The sequence below is a fragment of the Brevundimonas sp. DW-iso22 genome, from assembly GCF_058725425.1.
The window spans coordinates 179,468-197,357 of the sequence record NZ_JBZXEB010000007.1 but is presented as its reverse complement, the minus strand read 5'-3'; the positions used below and the strand labels follow the sequence as shown (position 1 = coordinate 197,357).

Annotated in this window: 15 protein-coding genes; 7 read left to right on the top strand and 8 right to left on the bottom strand. The window is 67.2% G+C overall.

What is annotated here, in order from left to right; genetic code table 11:
* The first annotated feature begins 205 nt into the window (after nucleotides 1-205).
* A complete protein-coding gene (locus AC4PRM_RS13365) occupies nucleotides 206-1,891 on the top strand; it encodes a serine hydrolase (protein ID WP_492040239.1) in 1,686 nt (561 codons plus the stop codon).
* Between the two features lie 3 nt (nucleotides 1,892-1,894).
* On the opposite strand, the gene AC4PRM_RS13360 is transcribed toward AC4PRM_RS13365, so the two are convergent.
* From AC4PRM_RS13360 to prmC, 6 genes are all read right to left on the bottom strand, one after another.
* On the bottom strand, nucleotides 1,895-2,638 hold the full coding sequence (locus AC4PRM_RS13360; protein WP_492040238.1) for a DUF4893 domain-containing protein: 744 nt from the start codon (nucleotides 2,636-2,638) through the stop codon (nucleotides 1,895-1,897).
* 52 nt (nucleotides 2,639-2,690) lie between these two features.
* Entirely contained in the window at nucleotides 2,691-3,872 is a 1,182-nt protein-coding gene (locus AC4PRM_RS13355) for an FAD-dependent oxidoreductase (RefSeq protein WP_492040237.1), read from the bottom strand.
* Nucleotides 3,873-3,877: 5 nt separating this feature from the next.
* The gene (locus tag AC4PRM_RS13350) at nucleotides 3,878-4,540 is read right to left on the bottom strand and encodes a DUF4893 domain-containing protein (protein ID WP_492040236.1); all 663 of its coding nucleotides are present in this window, start codon (nucleotides 4,538-4,540) and stop codon (nucleotides 3,878-3,880) included.
* Nucleotides 4,541-4,587: 47 nt separating this feature from the next.
* Nucleotides 4,588-5,946: a hybrid sensor histidine kinase/response regulator gene (locus AC4PRM_RS13345; RefSeq protein WP_492040235.1), complete on the bottom strand. Its 1,359-nt coding sequence runs from the start codon at nucleotides 5,944-5,946 to the stop codon at nucleotides 4,588-4,590.
* 79 nt (nucleotides 5,947-6,025) lie between these two features.
* Nucleotides 6,026-7,027, bottom strand: a complete 1,002-nt coding sequence (locus tag AC4PRM_RS13340; RefSeq protein ID WP_492040234.1) for a DUF4167 domain-containing protein — start codon at nucleotides 7,025-7,027, stop codon at nucleotides 6,026-6,028.
* Nucleotides 7,028-7,340: 313 nt separating this feature from the next.
* Nucleotides 7,341-8,234: a peptide chain release factor N(5)-glutamine methyltransferase gene (prmC, locus tag AC4PRM_RS13335; protein ID WP_492040233.1), complete on the bottom strand. Its 894-nt coding sequence runs from the start codon at nucleotides 8,232-8,234 to the stop codon at nucleotides 7,341-7,343.
* Nucleotides 8,235-8,317: 83 nt separating this feature from the next.
* Between prmC and AC4PRM_RS13330 the strand changes: the two genes are divergently transcribed.
* From AC4PRM_RS13330 to AC4PRM_RS13320, 3 genes are all read left to right on the top strand, one after another.
* Nucleotides 8,318-9,595 carry a YihY/virulence factor BrkB family protein gene (locus tag AC4PRM_RS13330; RefSeq protein ID WP_487921455.1) on the top strand — a complete coding sequence of 426 codons (1,278 nt, stop codon included), beginning with the start codon at nucleotides 8,318-8,320 and terminating at the stop codon, nucleotides 9,593-9,595.
* Nucleotides 9,596-9,757: 162 nt separating this feature from the next.
* Nucleotides 9,758-10,180, top strand: coding sequence for a DUF2141 domain-containing protein (locus tag AC4PRM_RS13325; protein ID WP_492040232.1), 423 nt, complete (start codon nucleotides 9,758-9,760; stop codon nucleotides 10,178-10,180).
* A gap of 91 nt (nucleotides 10,181-10,271) precedes the next feature.
* A complete protein-coding gene (locus AC4PRM_RS13320) occupies nucleotides 10,272-11,750 on the top strand; it encodes a carotenoid oxygenase family protein (protein ID WP_492040231.1) in 1,479 nt (492 codons plus the stop codon).
* Here the strand turns inward: AC4PRM_RS13320 and AC4PRM_RS13315 are convergent.
* Nucleotides 11,747-12,517, bottom strand: a complete 771-nt coding sequence (locus tag AC4PRM_RS13315; protein WP_492040230.1) for a LytTR family DNA-binding domain-containing protein — start codon at nucleotides 12,515-12,517, stop codon at nucleotides 11,747-11,749. The genes AC4PRM_RS13320 and AC4PRM_RS13315 overlap by 4 nt on opposite strands.
* A gap of 57 nt (nucleotides 12,518-12,574) precedes the next feature.
* Here AC4PRM_RS13315 and AC4PRM_RS13310 point away from each other — a divergent pair, with 57 nt between their 5' ends.
* Complete coding sequence (locus AC4PRM_RS13310; RefSeq protein ID WP_373256403.1) at nucleotides 12,575-12,991, top strand: DUF2141 domain-containing protein; 417 nt, start codon at nucleotides 12,575-12,577, stop codon at nucleotides 12,989-12,991.
* Here AC4PRM_RS13310 and AC4PRM_RS13305 read toward each other — a convergent pair.
* A complete protein-coding gene (locus tag AC4PRM_RS13305; RefSeq protein WP_373256402.1) occupies nucleotides 12,978-13,724 on the bottom strand; it encodes a TetR/AcrR family transcriptional regulator in 747 nt (248 codons plus the stop codon). The genes AC4PRM_RS13310 and AC4PRM_RS13305 overlap by 14 nt on opposite strands.
* Nucleotides 13,725-13,903: 179 nt before the next feature.
* On the opposite strand from AC4PRM_RS13305, the gene AC4PRM_RS13300 reads away from it, so the two are divergent.
* Both AC4PRM_RS13300 and AC4PRM_RS13295 read left to right on the top strand, forming a co-directional pair.
* Nucleotides 13,904-16,174: a TonB-dependent receptor gene (locus AC4PRM_RS13300; RefSeq protein ID WP_492040229.1), complete on the top strand. Its 2,271-nt coding sequence runs from the start codon at nucleotides 13,904-13,906 to the stop codon at nucleotides 16,172-16,174.
* Nucleotides 16,175-16,292: 118 nt separating this feature from the next.
* Nucleotides 16,293-17,831: a spinster family MFS transporter gene (locus AC4PRM_RS13295; protein WP_492040228.1), complete on the top strand. Its 1,539-nt coding sequence runs from the start codon at nucleotides 16,293-16,295 to the stop codon at nucleotides 17,829-17,831.
* The last annotated feature ends 59 nt before the right edge of the window (nucleotides 17,832-17,890 follow it).

Here is a 17,890-nt window from a genome sequence, read left to right as displayed (position 1 = left end):
GGTGACGTAAAGCCTCCTTGACCGCGTTGCGAGTTACTTCGGTGTCATGATCAAGGCGAGATAGCGCACGGGCCGAACATTACAGATCGGTCATCTATACTTTCGAACACTTCGATATCCCTGATACCTTCAAGATCTGGACGGGAACTGGCGCTGAGGGTTGCGGCACGATAGGTCTGGACCTTCGTGAAGCCGGAGTTGCCCGATGCCTGTTCGTCCCGTCCGCCCCACCCGCCGCACCGCCCTGTTCACCAGCATGGGGGCGGCCAGTGCGGCGATGTTGCCGGCAAGGGCGTGGGCTCAGACCGCAGCCAATGAAGGGGCGTCGCTGGCAGATCAGGTGGATGGGTTCGTGAAGCGGGCGATGGCCGCATTCCCGGACCAGCCTGCGGTATCGGTGGCGCTGGTTGCAGACGGACAGGCAGCCCTGACCCGGGGCTATGGCGTCCGCCGCCAGGGCGATGCGACGCCCATCGACGAGCACACCCGCTTTGCCATCGCCTCCAATACCAAGGCGGTGACCTGTGCGGCCCTGGCCATCCTGATCGACGAGGGCAAGGTGAAATGGGACGAGCCGGTGCGGACCTACCTGCCCGGTTTCTCCCTGTCGAAACCCGAGCTGAACGATCTGGTGACGGTGCGCGATCTGGTCAGTCACCGGATCGGGTTCGGCCTGGGGGCCGGGGACCTGCTGTTCTGGCCCAACAGCGATCGGACGCGGGCCGAGATCATGGCGGCGGTGCCGCATGTGCCCATCGAGGGGGCGTTCCGCGCTGGCTACAACTACTGCAACCTGATGTTTGTGGTGGCGGGCGAGGTCGTCGCGGCGGCATCGGGCATGGCGTGGGAGGATTTCGTCCAGACGCGCATCCTCGACCGTCTGGGCATGACCGAGACCCTGCCTGTGATGGCGGGCGCGGACCCGGCGGTCTCGGCCCTGCCGCACGGCCGGATCGGGCCACCGCTGCGTTATCAGGGCGAGACCCAGGTCATCGGCCAGTCGATCCAGGAGGTGTGGAATTGGACCTCGGCCGGGGCAGCCGGTGGGTTCGTCACCAACCCCGTGGACTGGGCGAAGTGGATTGCCGTGCAGCTGAACAAGGGCCTCCTGCCCGACGGCACGCGCCTGTATGCCGAGGCGCGGGCCGACGAGATGTGGAAACCCAACATTATCATCTCCAACTCGGGCGGGCCGACGCCTGACATGCCGGGACGGGCGATCGCGGCCACTTATGCCATGGGCTGGCAGGTGATGGATTATCGCGGCGAGCGGATGATCACCCACGGCGGGGGTGCGCCCGGCTATATCTCCGGCACGGTCCTGCTGCCCGGGCGCAAGACGGGCTTTTCCTACTTCACCAATGCGGAGGAGAGCTACCTGCTGCGGGCTCTGCGCAGCGGCATCATCGACATCATCCTGGGTCAGGATCGGACGTTCCCGGCCTTCGACTGGATCGCCGACAGCGCGCGGCTGCGGGCCGAGGGTGATGTCAAATCCATTGCCGCCGCCACCGAGATCGATGCCAAACAGGCGGCGGGGGCACCGCCGTCACTGCCGCTGGAGGCCTACGTCGGGACATGGCGCGATCCCTGGTATGGCGACATCGTAATTGAGGGGCCAATCTACTCTACGACTCGCGTCCAGAGACCTAACCACCCCCGCTCACCCTATCTTGAGATAGGTTTTTCTCGAACCAAAGCGCTGACCGGCCCGCTTGAACCCTATGACGGCGACACCCTGCGCACCCGTTTCGCCGACAAGCGCGAGGAGGATGCCTTCATCACCTTCACGATCGAGAACGGCGCGCCCGTCTCGGCCACGATGAAGGCCGTCAGTCCGGACGCGGACTTCAGCTATGACTATCACGACCTGCGGCTGACGAAGGTCTGATTGTCAGCGCACCAGTTCAAGAATCTCCAGCTTCGATTCCACGCGCGGCCAGGGAATGATCAGACGCCAGCGGTTGGGGCCGATGCGTTCGAACGCGCCGACCTGATCGCGTTCCGGCATCTGGCCGTAGCGAGGAAAGCCGGTTTCATCCATGCCCCAGGCCTGGGCCCCGACGAAGACCAGGCGACGATCCGTGTCCGGATAAAGCAGGCCGCGCGTGCGCTGGGACCCCGTGGTCTTGGTCAGGGTCAGGTCGCCACCGGGGGTCAGCTCGATCGAACACTGAAAGAAGGGATAGGCATTGAAGGCCAGGCCGACTTCGGTCTTCGTGCCCATTTTTATGGTGCGGCAGCGATAGGTGCCCGGTGCGGGCTGGAGGCGGCCCGCTTGGCCCGCATTGGGGTCGACCAGCGGCCCCAGAGCCGTGACATCATCGGCGAACCCCTTGTCGTCAGCCTCGGCCCGCGCCATCCGCCAGGCCTGGTCCAGCCGTGACAGGCTGGAAGCGTCGGCGGCGGTCACGACCTGGCGCCAGTCGTCTGTACCGCCCTGTTCGCCCGGGCTCGAGGCGGGGTCGGTCGTGGGCAACGGGGCGGGAGGCGTCGACGCGGCCGGAGTGCTGGTGTCCGGTTGCGTAACCGTGTCGGCCTGGTCGCCGGAGCTCGCCGCGTTTTGCGACGGGGCATTCCCCTGGCCGCAGGCGGCGAGGAGAACGGCGGTCGAGGCGGCGGCGAGGACGGTACGCATCAGGCAAGCTCCGGACTGTTCGCCGTGATCAACGACCGGAATGGCCTGCGGTTCAGTCCCGGCTCAGAGACCGTCGGTCCAGCAGCAGCCCCGAAACCGTGGCGGCCAGCAACCTCGGAGCCAGCGGCAGGCGGGCGACATGGCCAAGGATGTGGTCGCGGATCCAGGGCCTGAGACGACCGTCGGCCTGATAGAATGGCGTGAACCCGATGCTGAGGGCCTGATAAAGGCTCAGATGCAGGCGGCGGCTGCGGGCATAGGTAGTAAGCGCCGATGAGAGGTCCTCGCGGGTCCGGAGGGCTGTGGTCAGGGCCTGGGCATCCAGCAGACCCATGTTGACGCCCTGACCCAGCTGCGGACTGGTCGAATGGGCAGCATCGCCGATGATGGCCAGACGGTCAGCGAAGGGCCGCCACAGAGTGTGGTGCCCATAGCGGGCCAGGGTCATCTGATCCGGGTCGTGGATGCCGTCGAGGATCGGGGCGGTCTCCGGCCAGAGGGCGCGCACCTCGTCCTTCCAGCGCTCCAGCCCGGCCGTGCGCCAGGCGACGTGGTCCCCGGCCTTCAGGCTCCAGAAGAAGGTGGCCAGGCGATCGTCCGAGCCCGGACGGGTGCCGACGGGCAGGACGCCGATCATCTTTGAAGCGCCGCGATAGACCTGTTGCAGCGCGGTTTCGTCGAACGGTGCGCCGGGCCAGGGCACCGTCCCCCACAGGGCCCCGAAGGCGAGGGGGCGAGGCCGCGCGCCATAGTCGGCGGCGATGCGCGAACGGGCCCCTGAGGCGTCCACGATCAGATCGAAAGCGGGGGTCTGACGCTCCGCCCCGTCGGTCAGTCGGCCGGCATGGGCCGCGATCATTTCACGCCCGGTGACGATCTCGACACCGGCCTTCACCACCGCCTCATGCAGGACGTGAAACAGGGCGGCGCGGTGGACGCCCAGGGCCTGACGCGGGCAATGCAGGTCGCTGTAACGGACGTCCAGAACCACCCGGCCGCGACGCGCCTCCCGGCCGAAGATGTGGTCGATGGGTTGCGCCAGTCGCGTGACGTCCGGCGTCAGACCCAGGTCGTCCATGACCGCCAGACCCGAGGGTTGCAGCATGAAGCCTGCGCCGACGGGCCCCGCCGCCTCGAACCGTTCGAACAGGGTGACCCGCCGCCCTTCGCGCGCCTGCATCAGGGCGAAGGCCAGGCCGGAGGGGCCGGCCCCGACGACCGCGATATGCTGCACGGTCTTCAGGCGGGAACCAGCTCGATCAGGTCCAGCCTGGACTCTGCGGTTGGCCAGGGGATGACCAGGCGCCAGCGGGCAGAGCCGATCCGCTCCAGGACGGCGATCATGTCGCGGTCGGGCTGTCGTCCGTAGGAATTGGCGGCAGGCTCATTGCCCAGGGCCATGGAGCCGAGAAAGACCATCTGACCGTCGTTCTCGGGGAACAGCAGGCCGGAGGGGCGCTGGGAGCCCGTGCGCTTGATGAACTTCAGGCCGGTCGGGGTCTCCTCGATCCGGCAGGCGAACCAGCCGTAGACGACATAGCCCAGACCTTCGTCGTCACCCTGAGACCCCAGTTTGACGGTGCGGCAGCGATAGTCGCCGACGGGCGGGGTGACGCCATCAATGCCGGCATCGGGATCGATCAGGGCTCCGGTGGAGGCCAGGTCGCCGGAGCCGGACAGGCTGCGTGCCTGGCGCAGGGCGTCGCGCCAGGCGGCATCTCGACGGTCGAAACGGTCGCGGTCCGCGCGGGTGACGATGCCGCGCCAGTCCCGCAGGGTCGTCTCGGCGGTCTGGCCGGGCAGGGGCGGGACGGGCGGCACCGGCGGCACCGGGGTGGCGCAGGCGGCCAGGGCCGTGGCGGCGACGGCGAGCAGAAGGCTGGATCGAAACAGATGCGGCATGGGCACTCCTGGACCAGACCCCTAAGGGCCATCCCGTGCCGTGAAGGTCAAGCCGCGCGACGTCGCGCCGGGGGTGGGCTTGATGCGGCAACCTGCTGCAGGGTGCTGGCCAGTAACGCGATGTCCAATGGCTTTGTCAGCCAGGCGGCAAAGCCTTCATCACACCCGCGCCGGGCATCGGTGGGGCTGGACCCTGCGGTCAGGGCGACCACGGGAAGGTCCTGGGTCAAGGGGTCCGCCGCGAGCCGGGCCTTGACCTCGAAGCCATCGAAGTCGGGCAGGTGGATATCCAGCAGGATGATGTCCGGCCGCAGATCGCGGGCCAGATCCAGGCCCTGCGTGCCGGTTTCCGCAATGTGCAGCGCCGGGCCCAGTGCTCCCATGACGTGCCGCATGAGGGTGATGTTGGCGGCATTGTCCTCGATGTAGAGGATGGTCATGTCTGACAGTTCCGCCCCGGAGGCGGTGTCTTCCGTTTCGGCCTCGATCGGGTTGGCGGATGCCAGGGCGACGGCGAGCTCTAGTGTGAAACTGGCCCCTTCGCCCGGCGTGCTGGCTGCGGTCAGGGTGCCGCCCATGGCCTGGGCCAAACGCCGCGCGACGGCCAGGCCGACGCCCAGCACCATCTGGCCGTCCGCGTCAGGCCGATTTTCCAGGGGCGACAGCCGACAGAAGGGCTGGAACAGGCTTTCCAGTCTTTCCGGTGCGATCCCCGGCCCATTGTCGTGAACAGCCATCGTGATCCGGTCGCCGACCTGGCGCACCTCGATCAGGACCGTCCCGCCCCGCAGATTGTGGCGCACCGCGTTGGACAGCAGGTTGAGCAGGATTTGACGCAGCCGGTCCGGGTCGGCGGCGACGGCATAGCCAGGACTGGCGGCAGGCGCTTGCAGGGTAACGCCAAGGGCTTCGGCCTCGGCCCGCATGGCCTCGACCGCCTGGCGCACGATCAGCAGGGGATCGACCCTCTGCATCGACAGGGCCACAGCCCCGGCTTCGATGTCCGAGAAATCCAGAATGCGATCGATCAGGCCGAGCAGGCGAGATCCGGCGACGCGGATTTCGGAGACGGCGCGACCCTGTTTGCGGGTCAGTGGCTCCTGGTCGGCATTCCGGGTCAGCAGGTCGGCAAAGCCGATGACGGCGTGGAGTGGGGTGCGCAGGGCGTGGTTCATGCCCGACAGGAAGTCGGCGCGAGCCTGGTTGGCGCTTGCTAACGCCTGGGCCTGTTCTCCCGCGGCGTCGAGCGCCTGGCGCAGGCAGCGGGTACGTTCGGCAACGCGGGATTCGAGAGCGTTATTGATGGCGCGGAGCCGAACGGCCTCGGCTCTGGCCCGCATCGCCAGCCGAACCGCGCCCAGCAAGCCGGTGAGCAGGATTGCCGTCAGGAACAGAACCATTTCCATCGCACGCGTCTCCATCCACGCCTGACAACTCTGGCGCGAATAGATTGAGCGATGATGAAAATGCGACCTGAGGTGGTGGTCAGTCCTCGGCGGGCGCGGCCTCGACCTTGCGACGCGGGGCGCGGCGCTTAGGTGCCGGAGCCTCGGTGACGGCATCTTCACCGGCTTCGGCAGGAGCGACAACGGGGGCCGCAGCGACCGGGGCAGACGTCGGGCGCGTCAGGAAACCGGGCAGGGCGGACGGGGCCTCGTCGGCGTCGTCCTCGCGGGCACGCGGGGCGTCGCGGCGCGGACGGCGCTCGCGGACGGGGCGCTCCTTGACGTCGGAAGCCTCCTGAACCGCAGCCGAAGCGGACTCGCTGGCTTCGCTGGCGGCGGCTTCGGACGACGAGGTTTCGCCTTCGTCCCCTTCGCCATCATTCTCGAAGCGGCGGCCTCCATTCTCGGCGCGGCGACGTTCCCAGCGTTCGCGGCGGGTTTCGCGGCGTCCGCCTTCACGTGGCTCGCCAGAGGCATTGGCCTGGCCTTCGCCGTCATTCCGAGGCTCGCGCGGTTCGCGGTCGTCGGTACGCTCGGCGCGATCGCGATCATTGCGCTCGGGACGGTCGCGCCATTCGCGGCGGGGCTGGTCGCCGCCCTGAGCCTGACGCTCGGCCTGGCGCTCTTCCTGTTCGCGCTGACGGGCCTCGGCAGCGGCGACGCGGTCGGCCTCGGCCTTCTCGGCGGCCATGATGGCGGCGGCCTGGGCCCCTGTTTCGTCTTCGAAGTCGATGTCGAAGCCCTGGCCAGCCAGTTCGCGCTGGGCGATCTCGGACACGGGACGCGAGGGCTGAAGCGCGCGCAGGACGCGGAAATAGTGTTCGGCGTGCTGGGTGTAGTTCTCGGCCAGAACGCGGTCGCCGCCGGCCGACGCATCGCGCGCCAGCTGCATATAGCGTTCATAGACGGTCTGGGCGTTGCCCCGGACCTTGATGTTCTCGGGCCCTTGCGAGTCCCAGGACCGGTTGGGGTTGGTGGCGTTGGCGTGGTTGTTGCCGCCGCCCTGGCCGGGCTTTCTGTTGCGTCCGCGTTGACGCTTCATGCCCTTGAAATCTCTCATCGGAGCTTACCGTGCTTTTCGTGAGGGAGGGCGGGCCTGCAAGATGATGCAGCCTGTCGCCGTCCGGGGTCGTCTTCCGTTTCGTGCGAGGCCAATCCCCGCTGACGATGTGATCGGAAATCCGTTGCCGCCCCGTGGTCCGCCGGGCGACCGGCCCGACCTTCACATGGCCCGGACGCGCGAGACTGGGCCAGAAGCGGTCCAAGGCGTGCGTTTTGGGTGGGAGACAAGGATGATGTAGCGCGGGATCGTGGCGTTTCCAAGGGCTAATCGTAGGCGGACCTTGCGACCGAAGCTACATCTTCGGAATGGGATTGGTCCGGGGGTCGGGGCCATTGGTGACGACACGGTCGCGATCGGACAGGTCCTTGACCACGATGACGTCGGCGAACCCCTGCGCCTCGAACAGGGCCTTGACCTGCGGGCCCTGGTCCCAGCCGATCTCGACCGCGAAGATGCCGCCGGGCTTGAGGATGCGCTGGATCTCGGGGGCCAGGTCGCGATAGGCCTGAAGCCCGTCGGGGCCGCCGTCCAGGGCCAGGCGTGGATCGTGATCGCGGACCTCGGGGTCCAGTCCGTCGATGTCGTCCGACGGGATGTAGGGCGGGTTGGAGACGACCAGATCGAAGCTGTGGTCCGCCATGCCCGCCGCCCATTCTGTGCGCAGGAAGTCGCAGCGACCGTCCAGATCCAGGCTGGCGGCATTGTCCCGAGCGACAGCCAGGGCCTCGAACGAGATGTCGGTGCCGACGCCGCGCGCCCCCGCCCGCTCGGCCAGGGTGGCCAGAAGGATGGCCCCCGAGCCGGTGCCCAGGTCGATCATGGTGAAGGCCTGATGCGGCGCGAACGCCAGCATGACCACATCCAGGATGGCCTCGGTGTCCGGGCGCGGGCTGAGAACGTCGGGGGTAACGTTCAGCATGATTTTCCAGAAGCCCTTCTTGCCCAGGATGCGCGAGACAGGCTCGCGTTTCAGGCGGCGCTCGACATAGCCGTCCAGCGTCGCCTGCTGCTCCGGCGTCAGAGCGCGATAGGGATCGGTCAGAATGTCGGCCCGGCCCGCGCCGGTAGCGACTTCCAGCAACAGTCGGGCGTCGATGGAGGGGCTATCGATCTGGCCGGCCTTCAGCCGCGCCGTCGCGGCCTTCCAGGCGGTTACCAAGGTGGGAGAAGCGGATGTTTCGGTCATGACGCTGGCCTTGGCGCGGGTTTGAGGGAATATCAAGCGCAGGGTGCAGGAACGCGTCCGCAGGATGGATCGTTGTGCGCGGGATGACCAGAAAGCCGGACCGATCGACCGCCCATCCCGATGACGGGACAGGCCCGGAAAAGGGTCTGGGCGTCTGGCGCCTGCTGGCGTCGGTCGCGGGCGGCCTGGCGGCGGGGGCCGGGGCGGCGCATCTGCTCTATACGCGCGGGCACAAGTTCGGTGTCGAGCTTCGCCCGGCACGGCCTGAAATCCTGCCACCCGCCCCGCCGCAGCCGCATGACTTCGATGCCAAGGAACCGGGTCGGGGGCGGCTGGCCGAACACCCGCATCACATACCGCGCAAGGGCTGGATCGACATCACCTGGCGCGTGGCCATGGGCTATTTCGGCGACCGCGTCGGCTTCGTCGCCGGGGGCGTGACCTTCTTCATCCTGCTGTCGCTGTTTCCGACGCTGGCGGCCTTCGTCACCATCTACGGGCTGTTCGCCGATCCGGCGGATGCCTGGGGGCGGCTGAGCTTTCTCTATGCCTTCCTGCCCGGCAATGTGGTGCAGTTCCTGGGGGACGAGATGGCGCGGCTGGCTGGCAACTCCAACAGCCAGCTGACCTTCACCCTGGTGTGGACCCTGGCCTTGTCGCTGTGGATCGCCAACAACGGGATCAAGACGCTCTTCTACGGGCTGAACCTGGCCTATCACGAGGTCGAGAAGCGCAACATCGTCACCTACAACCTGCTGTGCATGGCCTTCACCGTGTCCGGCCTGCTGGCCGTCATGATCAGCGCGGGTCTGGTGGTGGGGGTGCCGATCTTTCTGGCCCTGTTCGGACTACAGGACGAGTGGGCCTATCTGGCCCCGCTGAGATGGCCGCTGCTGTTCGTCGGCTATGCGGCGGCCCTGACCCTGATCTATCGGACGGGTCCATGCCGGGCGCGGGCCCGGTGGCGCTGGCTGACCCCGGGAGCCGTTTTCGCGGCGGTGGTCAGCGTGCTGCTGTCGTTCGTGTTCAGCTGGTACCTGACCAACTTCGTGCGCACCGATTCCTATGGCCCACTGGCGGCCATCATGGGCTTCCTGCTGTGGACCTGGCTGTCCGTGCAGATCATCCTGATGGGGGCCAAGCTGAACGCCGAGATCGAGCATCAGACGGCGCTGGATACGACGACGGGCGCGCCTGCGCCTCTGGGCGACCGGGGGGCGGTCATGGCCGATTCCGTCGGGCCGCGGCGCGGCAATCCGGCGGCGCTCGCCTTTACGCTGAAGCATGCCGAGGCGCTGGCCGACAGGGTTCTGAGACGGAAGGTCCGGCGCGACACGGGCGTAGATCAGGACGAACGCTGACGGCAGGCTGTCCGTTCGCGTTTCGTGAACGAACACCCGTGTTCATTGGCGAACGAGCGGCGGGCAAGGCCGCAAACGGCGTGGCGTAGACTGACGTACGGCGGCACGGTCTGGGCATCGAAAGGCCCGGTGGTCGGGTCTCTCATCGACAGGACGCCCGCCATGATCCGTTTCGCCGCAACCACCGCCTTCGCCCTGATGCTGGGAGCCAGCGCCGTCTCGGCCGAACCGGCGGGTGACACCCTGACCCTGACGTTCGAAACCGGAGCGACCACGGGCACGGTGATGATCTCGGTTTTCAACTCCGAAGCCACCTATTCCGGCGGTGCCCCCGTGGCAGCCACGGCCCTGCCGGCCTCGGGTCCCGTCGTGGCCGTGTTCGAGAACCTGCCCGCCGGCGACTATGCGGTGAAGGCGTTCCACGACGTCAACGGCAATGGCCGGATGGACACCAACCCCTTCGGCATGCCGGTCGAACCCTATGCCTTTTCCAACAATGCACGGGGCAGCATGGGCCCAGCCGGATGGGATCGTGCGCACTTCGCCGTGAGTGGAGCCACAGCTCAGACGATCAGCATTCGCTGATGTGGGGCCTAACGGTCGCCGCGCGGCGGCTCCCTGCTTGAGGCCATTCCCCCTTCTTCCTGACAACAGATACGATCCCCCGAGGTCCGCCATGCTCGCTTCTCGTCGCTCATTCATGATGGGAGCCGCCGCCCTGTCGGCTGCCGTGGTCACGCCGGAGACGGTGCGGGCTATGGCGGCGATGCAGGCCAGTGCGGACTGGGGAAGCGCCGACTGGGCCCTGGCGACGGCGGACCTGGAGGCTGATGTCGCGCCGCGCGCCTTGAACCTGGTGCGGGGCCGGGCCCCGGCCGGGCTGGCGGGCACGCTGTTCCGCAACGGGCCGGGCAAGTTCCGGCGGGCGGGCGGCAGCGCGACCCACTGGTTTGACGGCGACGGACTGATGCGCGCCTTCCGCATCGACGGCGGGCGGGCGACGCTGGAGGCGAAGTTCGCCGACACACCCAAGCGCCGGCATGAGACCGAGATCGACGCCGTGGTCACCCCGGGCTTTGGCACGGTCGGAGACAGCCGGGCCCGCATCGGCTCCAACGATGACGCCAATGCCGCCAATACGGCGGTGATGACGGCGGGCGACAAGGTCTGGGCCCTGTGGGAAGGGGGCTCGCCGCTGGAAATGTCGGGGTCGGACCTGTCGACGGGGGGCTTTGTGGCCCTGAGGGATGATCTGAAGGGCATGCCGTTCCAGGCCCATCCCCGGTATGCGCCGGACGGCACGATCTGGAACATCGGCATGAACGGCGACAAGGCCGTGGTCTGGCACCTGAACGCCGATCGCAGCCTGCGGGACGCCCAGGTGATCCAGCTGCCCCGCGCCAGCTATATGCACGACTTCACCGCCACGGAACGGCATCTGATCATCGTCATGCAGCCCTGGGTCTTCGACCATGCGGGCATGCCCTATGCCAGCCAATTCGCCTGGCACGCCGACATGGGCACCCAGGTCATGGTGGTGGACAAGGCGGATCTGAGACGCCGCCGCATCTACGAACTGCCGACCTTCAGCTTCTTCCACCTGGGCGATGCCGGGGAGCGTGCGGACGGAGCCATCCAGTTCGACCTGGCGGCGGGCAAGGACGTGGCCTTTGCGGTCGAGGGTGCCCGCGTGCTGGTCGAGGGGCGCGGCACGGTACCGGGCGAGCCGGCCCAGCTGTCGCTCATCACCCTGCACACGGATGGCCGGGCCGAGATGGTCAAGTCGGGCGTGACAGCGGAATTCCCCAAGGGCGATCCGCGCCGGGCCGGACTGGAGCGTCGGCTGACCGTCCATGTGGCGGGCGAACGCGGCAGGCGCCCCCTGCCCACCGGACTGGCCGTACACGACTGGCAGACCGGGCGATCGGATGCGTTCGAGTTCGGTGACGGCCAGATCATGGAGGAGGCGGTCTTCGTACCCCAACCGGGGCGGTCAGGCGAGGGCGAGGCCTGGCTGGTCGCGCCGTCGATCAATCTGCGTCGCGGGGTGACTGAACTGCATGTGTTCGAGGCGGCGCACGTTTCGGACGGGCCGGTCTGCACCTGGCGGGCCGATGTGGCCCTGCCCGCCGGCTTCCACGGATGCTGGGCCTAGTACCAGCCTGCGTCGCGCAGGGCCCTGGCGTAGCGGCGGCTGACGGGGGCCTGGATGTCGCCCTCCAGCGTCAGGGTGGCGCGGCCGTCGCCCCGGCTGACCCCGCGCACGGCGTCGCGTGCGACCCACCAGCCGCGATGCGTCTGGGCCCCCTCCAGACCTTCCAGCTCGATCAGGGCATCGGACAGCCGCATCAGGATCAGGTCCGAGCCCCTGTCAGTATGGATGCGCAGGTAGTGGTCCTCGGATTCCACCGCCCGGATGGTCGCGCCCTTCAGCTTCATCGGCAGGCGGTCAAGGAAGCGGGCAGGGGCCGAGCCATCGACCGGGGCCGCATGGGTCTGGACCGGCTTGCGCGAGAGGAAGACATTCAGCGTGCTGACCGCCGTGGTCACGATGACGACCGGCCCGAGGTAGTCCAGCAGGCCCCCTGTGCCGCCGTCGAACACGCTGCGGGTCACGGCCCAGACCAGGACGGACAGGGGGCCTGACATGACAACGGTCAAGGCGACCACCGACAGCCAGGGCCGCCGGTCCATGTCGATCCAGCGATCCACCAGCCGGGAGCAGACCTCGCCCCAGATGGCCCCGGCCAGCATCAGCGGCAGCCAGTAGGCCAGCCGTGCCGTCAAAGACAGGCCGCTCATGCCAAAGGCGCTGGTGAGGGCCAGCATCAGGCCGACCGCCAGGGCGACGCCGATGCCGCGCAGGAAACTGCGGTCGATGGCGATGCGCACGACATCGTGCGTCGTCGGCGTCGCGCTCATGCGATAAAGGCCCCCCGAAGTATCGTTCGCCCTTTGAGACCACGAAACGGAGCCCGGATGAAGACGCTATCGATGGCCGTGGCCGCCGCGCTGCTGAGCGCCAGCCCGGCTCTGGCCGGGGATCTGACCCTGTCGCTGACGACCGAGGCGTCAGGCGGGCGAATCGCCATTGCCGTCTATCGCGACGCCGAGAGCCTGAGGCGTAACGCCGGGGCGGTGCGGACGGCCATGGTCGACAGGACCGGACCGGTGACGACCACGACCCTGACGGACCTTGAGCCGGGGCGCTATGTGGTGGCCGTGTTCCACGACACCGACGGCAACGGGCGGCTGTCGACCTGGCCGATCGGCCTGCCCAAGGAAGCTTACGGGTTTTCGCGCAATGCCAGGGGCCGGTTCGGGCCGCCGTCGTTCGAGGCTGCTGCCTTCGATCTGCCGGCCACAGGCACGCGTCAGGCCATTACCCTTCGCTAGGCCCGCAGACTGCGCGGAAGCCTGCTGCGGCGAAGCGCACCATATAGTCGGATGCCGTCTCGAGGTCGCCGGAGCGGCACAGCCCCCCGGACAGCCTGTCCAGACGCCCGGTCTCGCCCAGGGTCAGGGTCAGCGCCCCCGACAGATTATGCCAGGCCCAATAGAGGTCGACCTCTCTCGCGCCCGGTAGAACCTGTTTGATCAGTTCGATCAGTCGATGGATGGCCGGATCGAAATAGCGGGCCATGGTCTCGCCGCCGAATGCCGGATTGGCATTGGTTTGGGCCACCAGTGCCGAATAATGTTTCCAGCCCGGCCCGCCCTTCAGGGACCACTGGAACGGCGGGCGCAGGAAGGCCTCCAGCAGTCCCTCCAGTGTCATCGCCCCGGCATGGTCGGCGGCGTAGCGGTTGATGGCGTCCACCCGCTCGTTGTTCCAGACCTCTGCCCTCCGCAGAAAGACCGCGTCGAACAGGCCGCGTTTGGCCGCGAAATAATAGTGGATCAGGGCCGTATCGACGCCCGCCTCGCGCGCCACTTCGCGGATGGTGACCCCGTAGAAGCCGTGCTTGGAAAACAGGTCTTCGGCCGCATCCAGGATCAGGTCACGCGTATCGGCCACCCCCGGCACCGCCGTCTTTCGCGGACGGCCGCGCCGGGCGGGCACGACCACGGGCACAGGCTTGGGCGCAGGCGCAGTCTCGGCATCCGGGGCGGCTACGATACGGGTCATGCGCCAAGGCTTAGGCCGCATTCGCGGGTCATGGCAACGGCGCCACAGGTCGATCGCCCCGTGTCCTTACGCAAGCGTCGCCGTTTGACAGCAGGCTGAAAGCGGTTACGTTCGCGGAAAATCATTGAACGCTGAATAAAACAGGCGTCCGGGTCGAAACATCAGGATTGGGGCTAAACATGAATCGCTACATAAAGACCGCATTGCTCACCGGCGCCGCCTGGAGCGTGATGTCCGGCCTGGCTATGGCCCAGACCGCTCCTGTCGCCACTGCGCCTCAGGAAGACGTGACGGGTCTGGAAGACATCGTCGTCACGGCACGCCGGACCAGTGAGTCGCTGCAACGCACCCCGCTGGCCGTCTCGGCCTTCTCGGGCGAAACCCTGGAGCGCACAGGCGCAACCCAGGTCACGGACCTGCAGGGTTCGGTGCCCAACCTGAACCTGGTGCAGGGACGCGGCTCGTCTAACGCCACAAATATCTACATCCGCGGCATCGGTCAGCCCGACGCGCTGCAGACCTTCGACCCGGCCGTCGGCGTCTATGTCGACGACGTCTATTACAGCCGCATCCGGGGGAGCCAGTTCGATCTGCTGGACCTGGAGCGGATCGAGGTCCTGCGCGGACCCCAGGGCACGCTGTACGGCAAGAACACCATCGGCGGCGCGCTGCGTCTGGTGTCGCGCCGTCCAGGGCAGGAGCTGCGTGCGCGCGGTTCGGTCGCCTACGGCAGCTACGACATGATCGACATCCAGGGTGCGGTCTCCGGCCCTGTCAGCGACACCCTGGCCTTTGGCCTGTCGGCTCTGCATTCCGAGCGTGGCGGCTATGTCACCAACCCGGTCACGGGCGCGGAATACAACGACAAGAACACCCAGGCCGTCCGTGCTACGCTGGCCTGGGACCCGATGTCGAACCTGCGCGTCGATCTGACCGCCGACTATTCACATGACGACGCTGGCCTGACGGTCGGTCAGAACACCAACACCCTGGTCGGGTCCAGCGGGCAGGTGATCGTGGCCGTACCGACCCCGCTGCCGGGCTATAACTTCGAAACCGAGGTCGATCCCGGCCTGCCCAACGAGACCCGTCTGGAATCGCGCGGTGTGGCGCTGAACGTCGGTTACGACATCAGCGATGCCCTGAGCCTGAAGTCGATCACCGCCTATCGCCGCCTGAACACCGACGACTACATCGACTTCGACGCCACTCCGCGCGAAGTTTCCAGCGCGCTGGTCGCCGTCGATCAGGACCAGTTCAGCCAGGAACTGCAACTGACCTACGATTCCGGTCCGCTGACGGCCGTCGGCGGCCTGTATTACCTGCGCGAGAACATCGATTCGCATCAGGAGGCCTATGCCGACGACCTGCTAGGCCCGCTGTTCCTCAACTCCGGTTTCCTGCGCACCGTCGATGACACGCTGGAGACGACGTCCAAGGCCGCCTACGGCAATGTGACCTATGCCCTGACCGATGCCCTGCGCATTTCGGGTGGCGTTCGCTACACGGAGGAGGAGAAGGACTACCGTCGTACGACCTCGACCTTCTTCAGCGCCCTGCCGGCCTTCAATGCGACCTTCCCGTTTGCCCCCCCGGTCGCCAGCTTCGACGACACGTCGTTCATGGCCTCGGTGGACTATCAGCTGACGGACGACGTCATGCTGTACGGCCGCTTCTCGCAGGGCTTCAAGTCGGGCGGCTACAATGGCCGGGCCAACTCGGCTGCCGAAGCGACGCTCTATGCGCCGGAAACTGCAGAGAGCTTTGAGATCGGCTTCAAGGCCACCGGCTATGACAACCGCCTGCGCCTGAATGTTGCGGCCTTCACCACGGAATACGAAGACTTCCAGGCGCGTGTGTCCGGTCTGGATGTCGATCCGATCACCAACCTGCCAGCGCCCGTGCTGAGCGTGATCAACGCCGGTAATCTGGAAATCTCGGGACTTGAGGTCGAGGGCACCTTTGCCATCACCTCGAACCTGACGATCGACACCCAGATCGGTCTTCTGGACGCCGAATATGGCGAGTTCGCCGATGCCCGCTTCACGGCCTTTGGCGGCAGCCGCGCCTTCCAGGAACCGGCCTTCTCGCCCCGCGTCACCGCCCGGTACGGCATCCAGTATGTCGCCGATGTGCCAAACGGCGGTGGCGACGTGACCTTCGGCGCGGTCGCCAAGTACCGCAGCCGCATGGCGCTGGCCGTCGACAACACGCCGGTCAACAGCGCGGTCGAACTGCCCGGCATGTTCCAGGACGACTACTGGCTGTTCGATGCCCGCGTGGCCTGGACCGATGTCTCGGGTCGCTACACCGTCGGCGTCTATGGCCAGAACATCCTGAACGAGGTCTATCGGACAGACGCCCAGGAGTTCTCCTCGGTCGGCAACATCCGCACCGCCTACTACGGTGCGCCCCAGACCTTCATGATCAAGCTGTCGGCCCGCTACTAGGCGACCGAGGTTTTCGATCAGGGCGGCGGTTCGCAAGGGCCGCCGCCCTTTTTCGTTGCGGTGGCCAACGGTGCCGCTACGGTTCGTTCAAAGACAAGAAAACATCGAGGGACACGCCATGAGCACCACGGACGTCGCCGCAGCACAGCCCGACACGCCAGAGGTGCCGGTGCCCTCGAGCGGCTATCGCTTCTATGTGCTGGCGATCCTGATCCTGGTCTACATGCTGAACTTCGTGGATCGCCAGATCATCGGCATTCTGGCCGCGCCGCTGAAGGCGCATTTCAACATGTCGGACAGCCAGTTCGGCCTGCTGGGCGGCATCGCCTTCGCCTCGGTCTATTCGACCCTGGCCATTCCGCTGGCCTGGCTGGCCGATCGCTACAGCCGGGTGTGGATCATGACCGGGGCCCTGGCGGTCTGGAGCGGGTTCACGGCCCTGTGCGGCGTGGCCGGATCGTTCGGCCAGTTGTTCCTGTTCCGTATGGGCGTGGGCGTGGGCGAGGCGGGGGGCGTGGCCCCGGCCTATTCGCTGGTCGCCGACTATTTCCCGCCGCATCAGAGGGCGCGGGCGCTGGCGGCCTTCGCCTTCGGCATTCCTCTGGGGACGGCGGCGGGCACGCTGGTCGGCGGTCTGCTGGCCGTGGCCTATGGCTGGCAGACGGCCTTTATCGTGGTGGGCCTGCTGGGTCTGCTGGTCGCGCCCCTGCTGCGCCTGACGGTCAAGGATCCGCCGCGCGGGGGCCAGGATGCGGCCCGCATCGCACCCCCGCCGCCGGTCGCCCAGGTTCGCCCCGGTGTCATGCACGGCACCTCGCGCGTCGGGGCCATCACCGCCATCGTCATGATGGTCGTGGCCGCCATCGCCGCCGCCACCGGCCTGGTCCAGGCCATCACGGCCGGGGCTGTATCCGCCGGGTTGACCGCCGGGTTCGGCGCCCTGCTGGCCGGAGTGATCGGCATCTCCCTGTTCATCGCGCGGGCGACCGCCTCGGTCGTCGTGCCCAAGAAGAGCTTCTGGCTGCTGGCGCTGGGTGCCGCATCATCCTCGGTTTGCGGTTATGGCATCGCCGGCTGGCTGCCGCTGTTCTTCATCCGCAGCTTCGACATGACCCTGACGGAGGTGTCCTGGTACTATTCCGGCATCGCCCTGATCGGCGGCATCGCGGGCATCTGGGGCGGCGGCATGATCGCCGACAAGCTGGCCAAGCGCGGCAAGGGGGCCTATCCGCTGGTGCCCGCCATCGCCTTCCTGATCTCGGCCCCGTGCTTCATCCTGGCCATGAACTCGGCCTGGGTGATCGAACAGATCATGCCGGGCGCGGACAAGGCCTGGGGTCTGACCATGGCCTTCCTGATCTTCCTGATCCCGACGGGGCTGAACCTATCCTGGCTGGGGCCGATCACGGCGGCGGTCCAGCATCTGGTGCCGCCGGCCATGCGCACAACGGCCTCGGCCCTGTTCCTGCTGATGAACAATCTGCTGGGGATCGCCGTCGGCTTCTTCTACTTCGGCTGGATGAGCGACCTGCTGGCCCCCCGCTTCGGGGACGAAAGCCTGCGCTGGGCCATCTATACCGGCATGGGTTTCTATGTGCTGGCGTCGATCCTGCTGATCGGGGCGTCGCGCACCCTGAAGAAGGACTGGGTCGACTAAGGTCGCGGGGACGGTTGCACCTGCGAACGGTCGCCGCCTATAAGCACGGCGACCTTTTT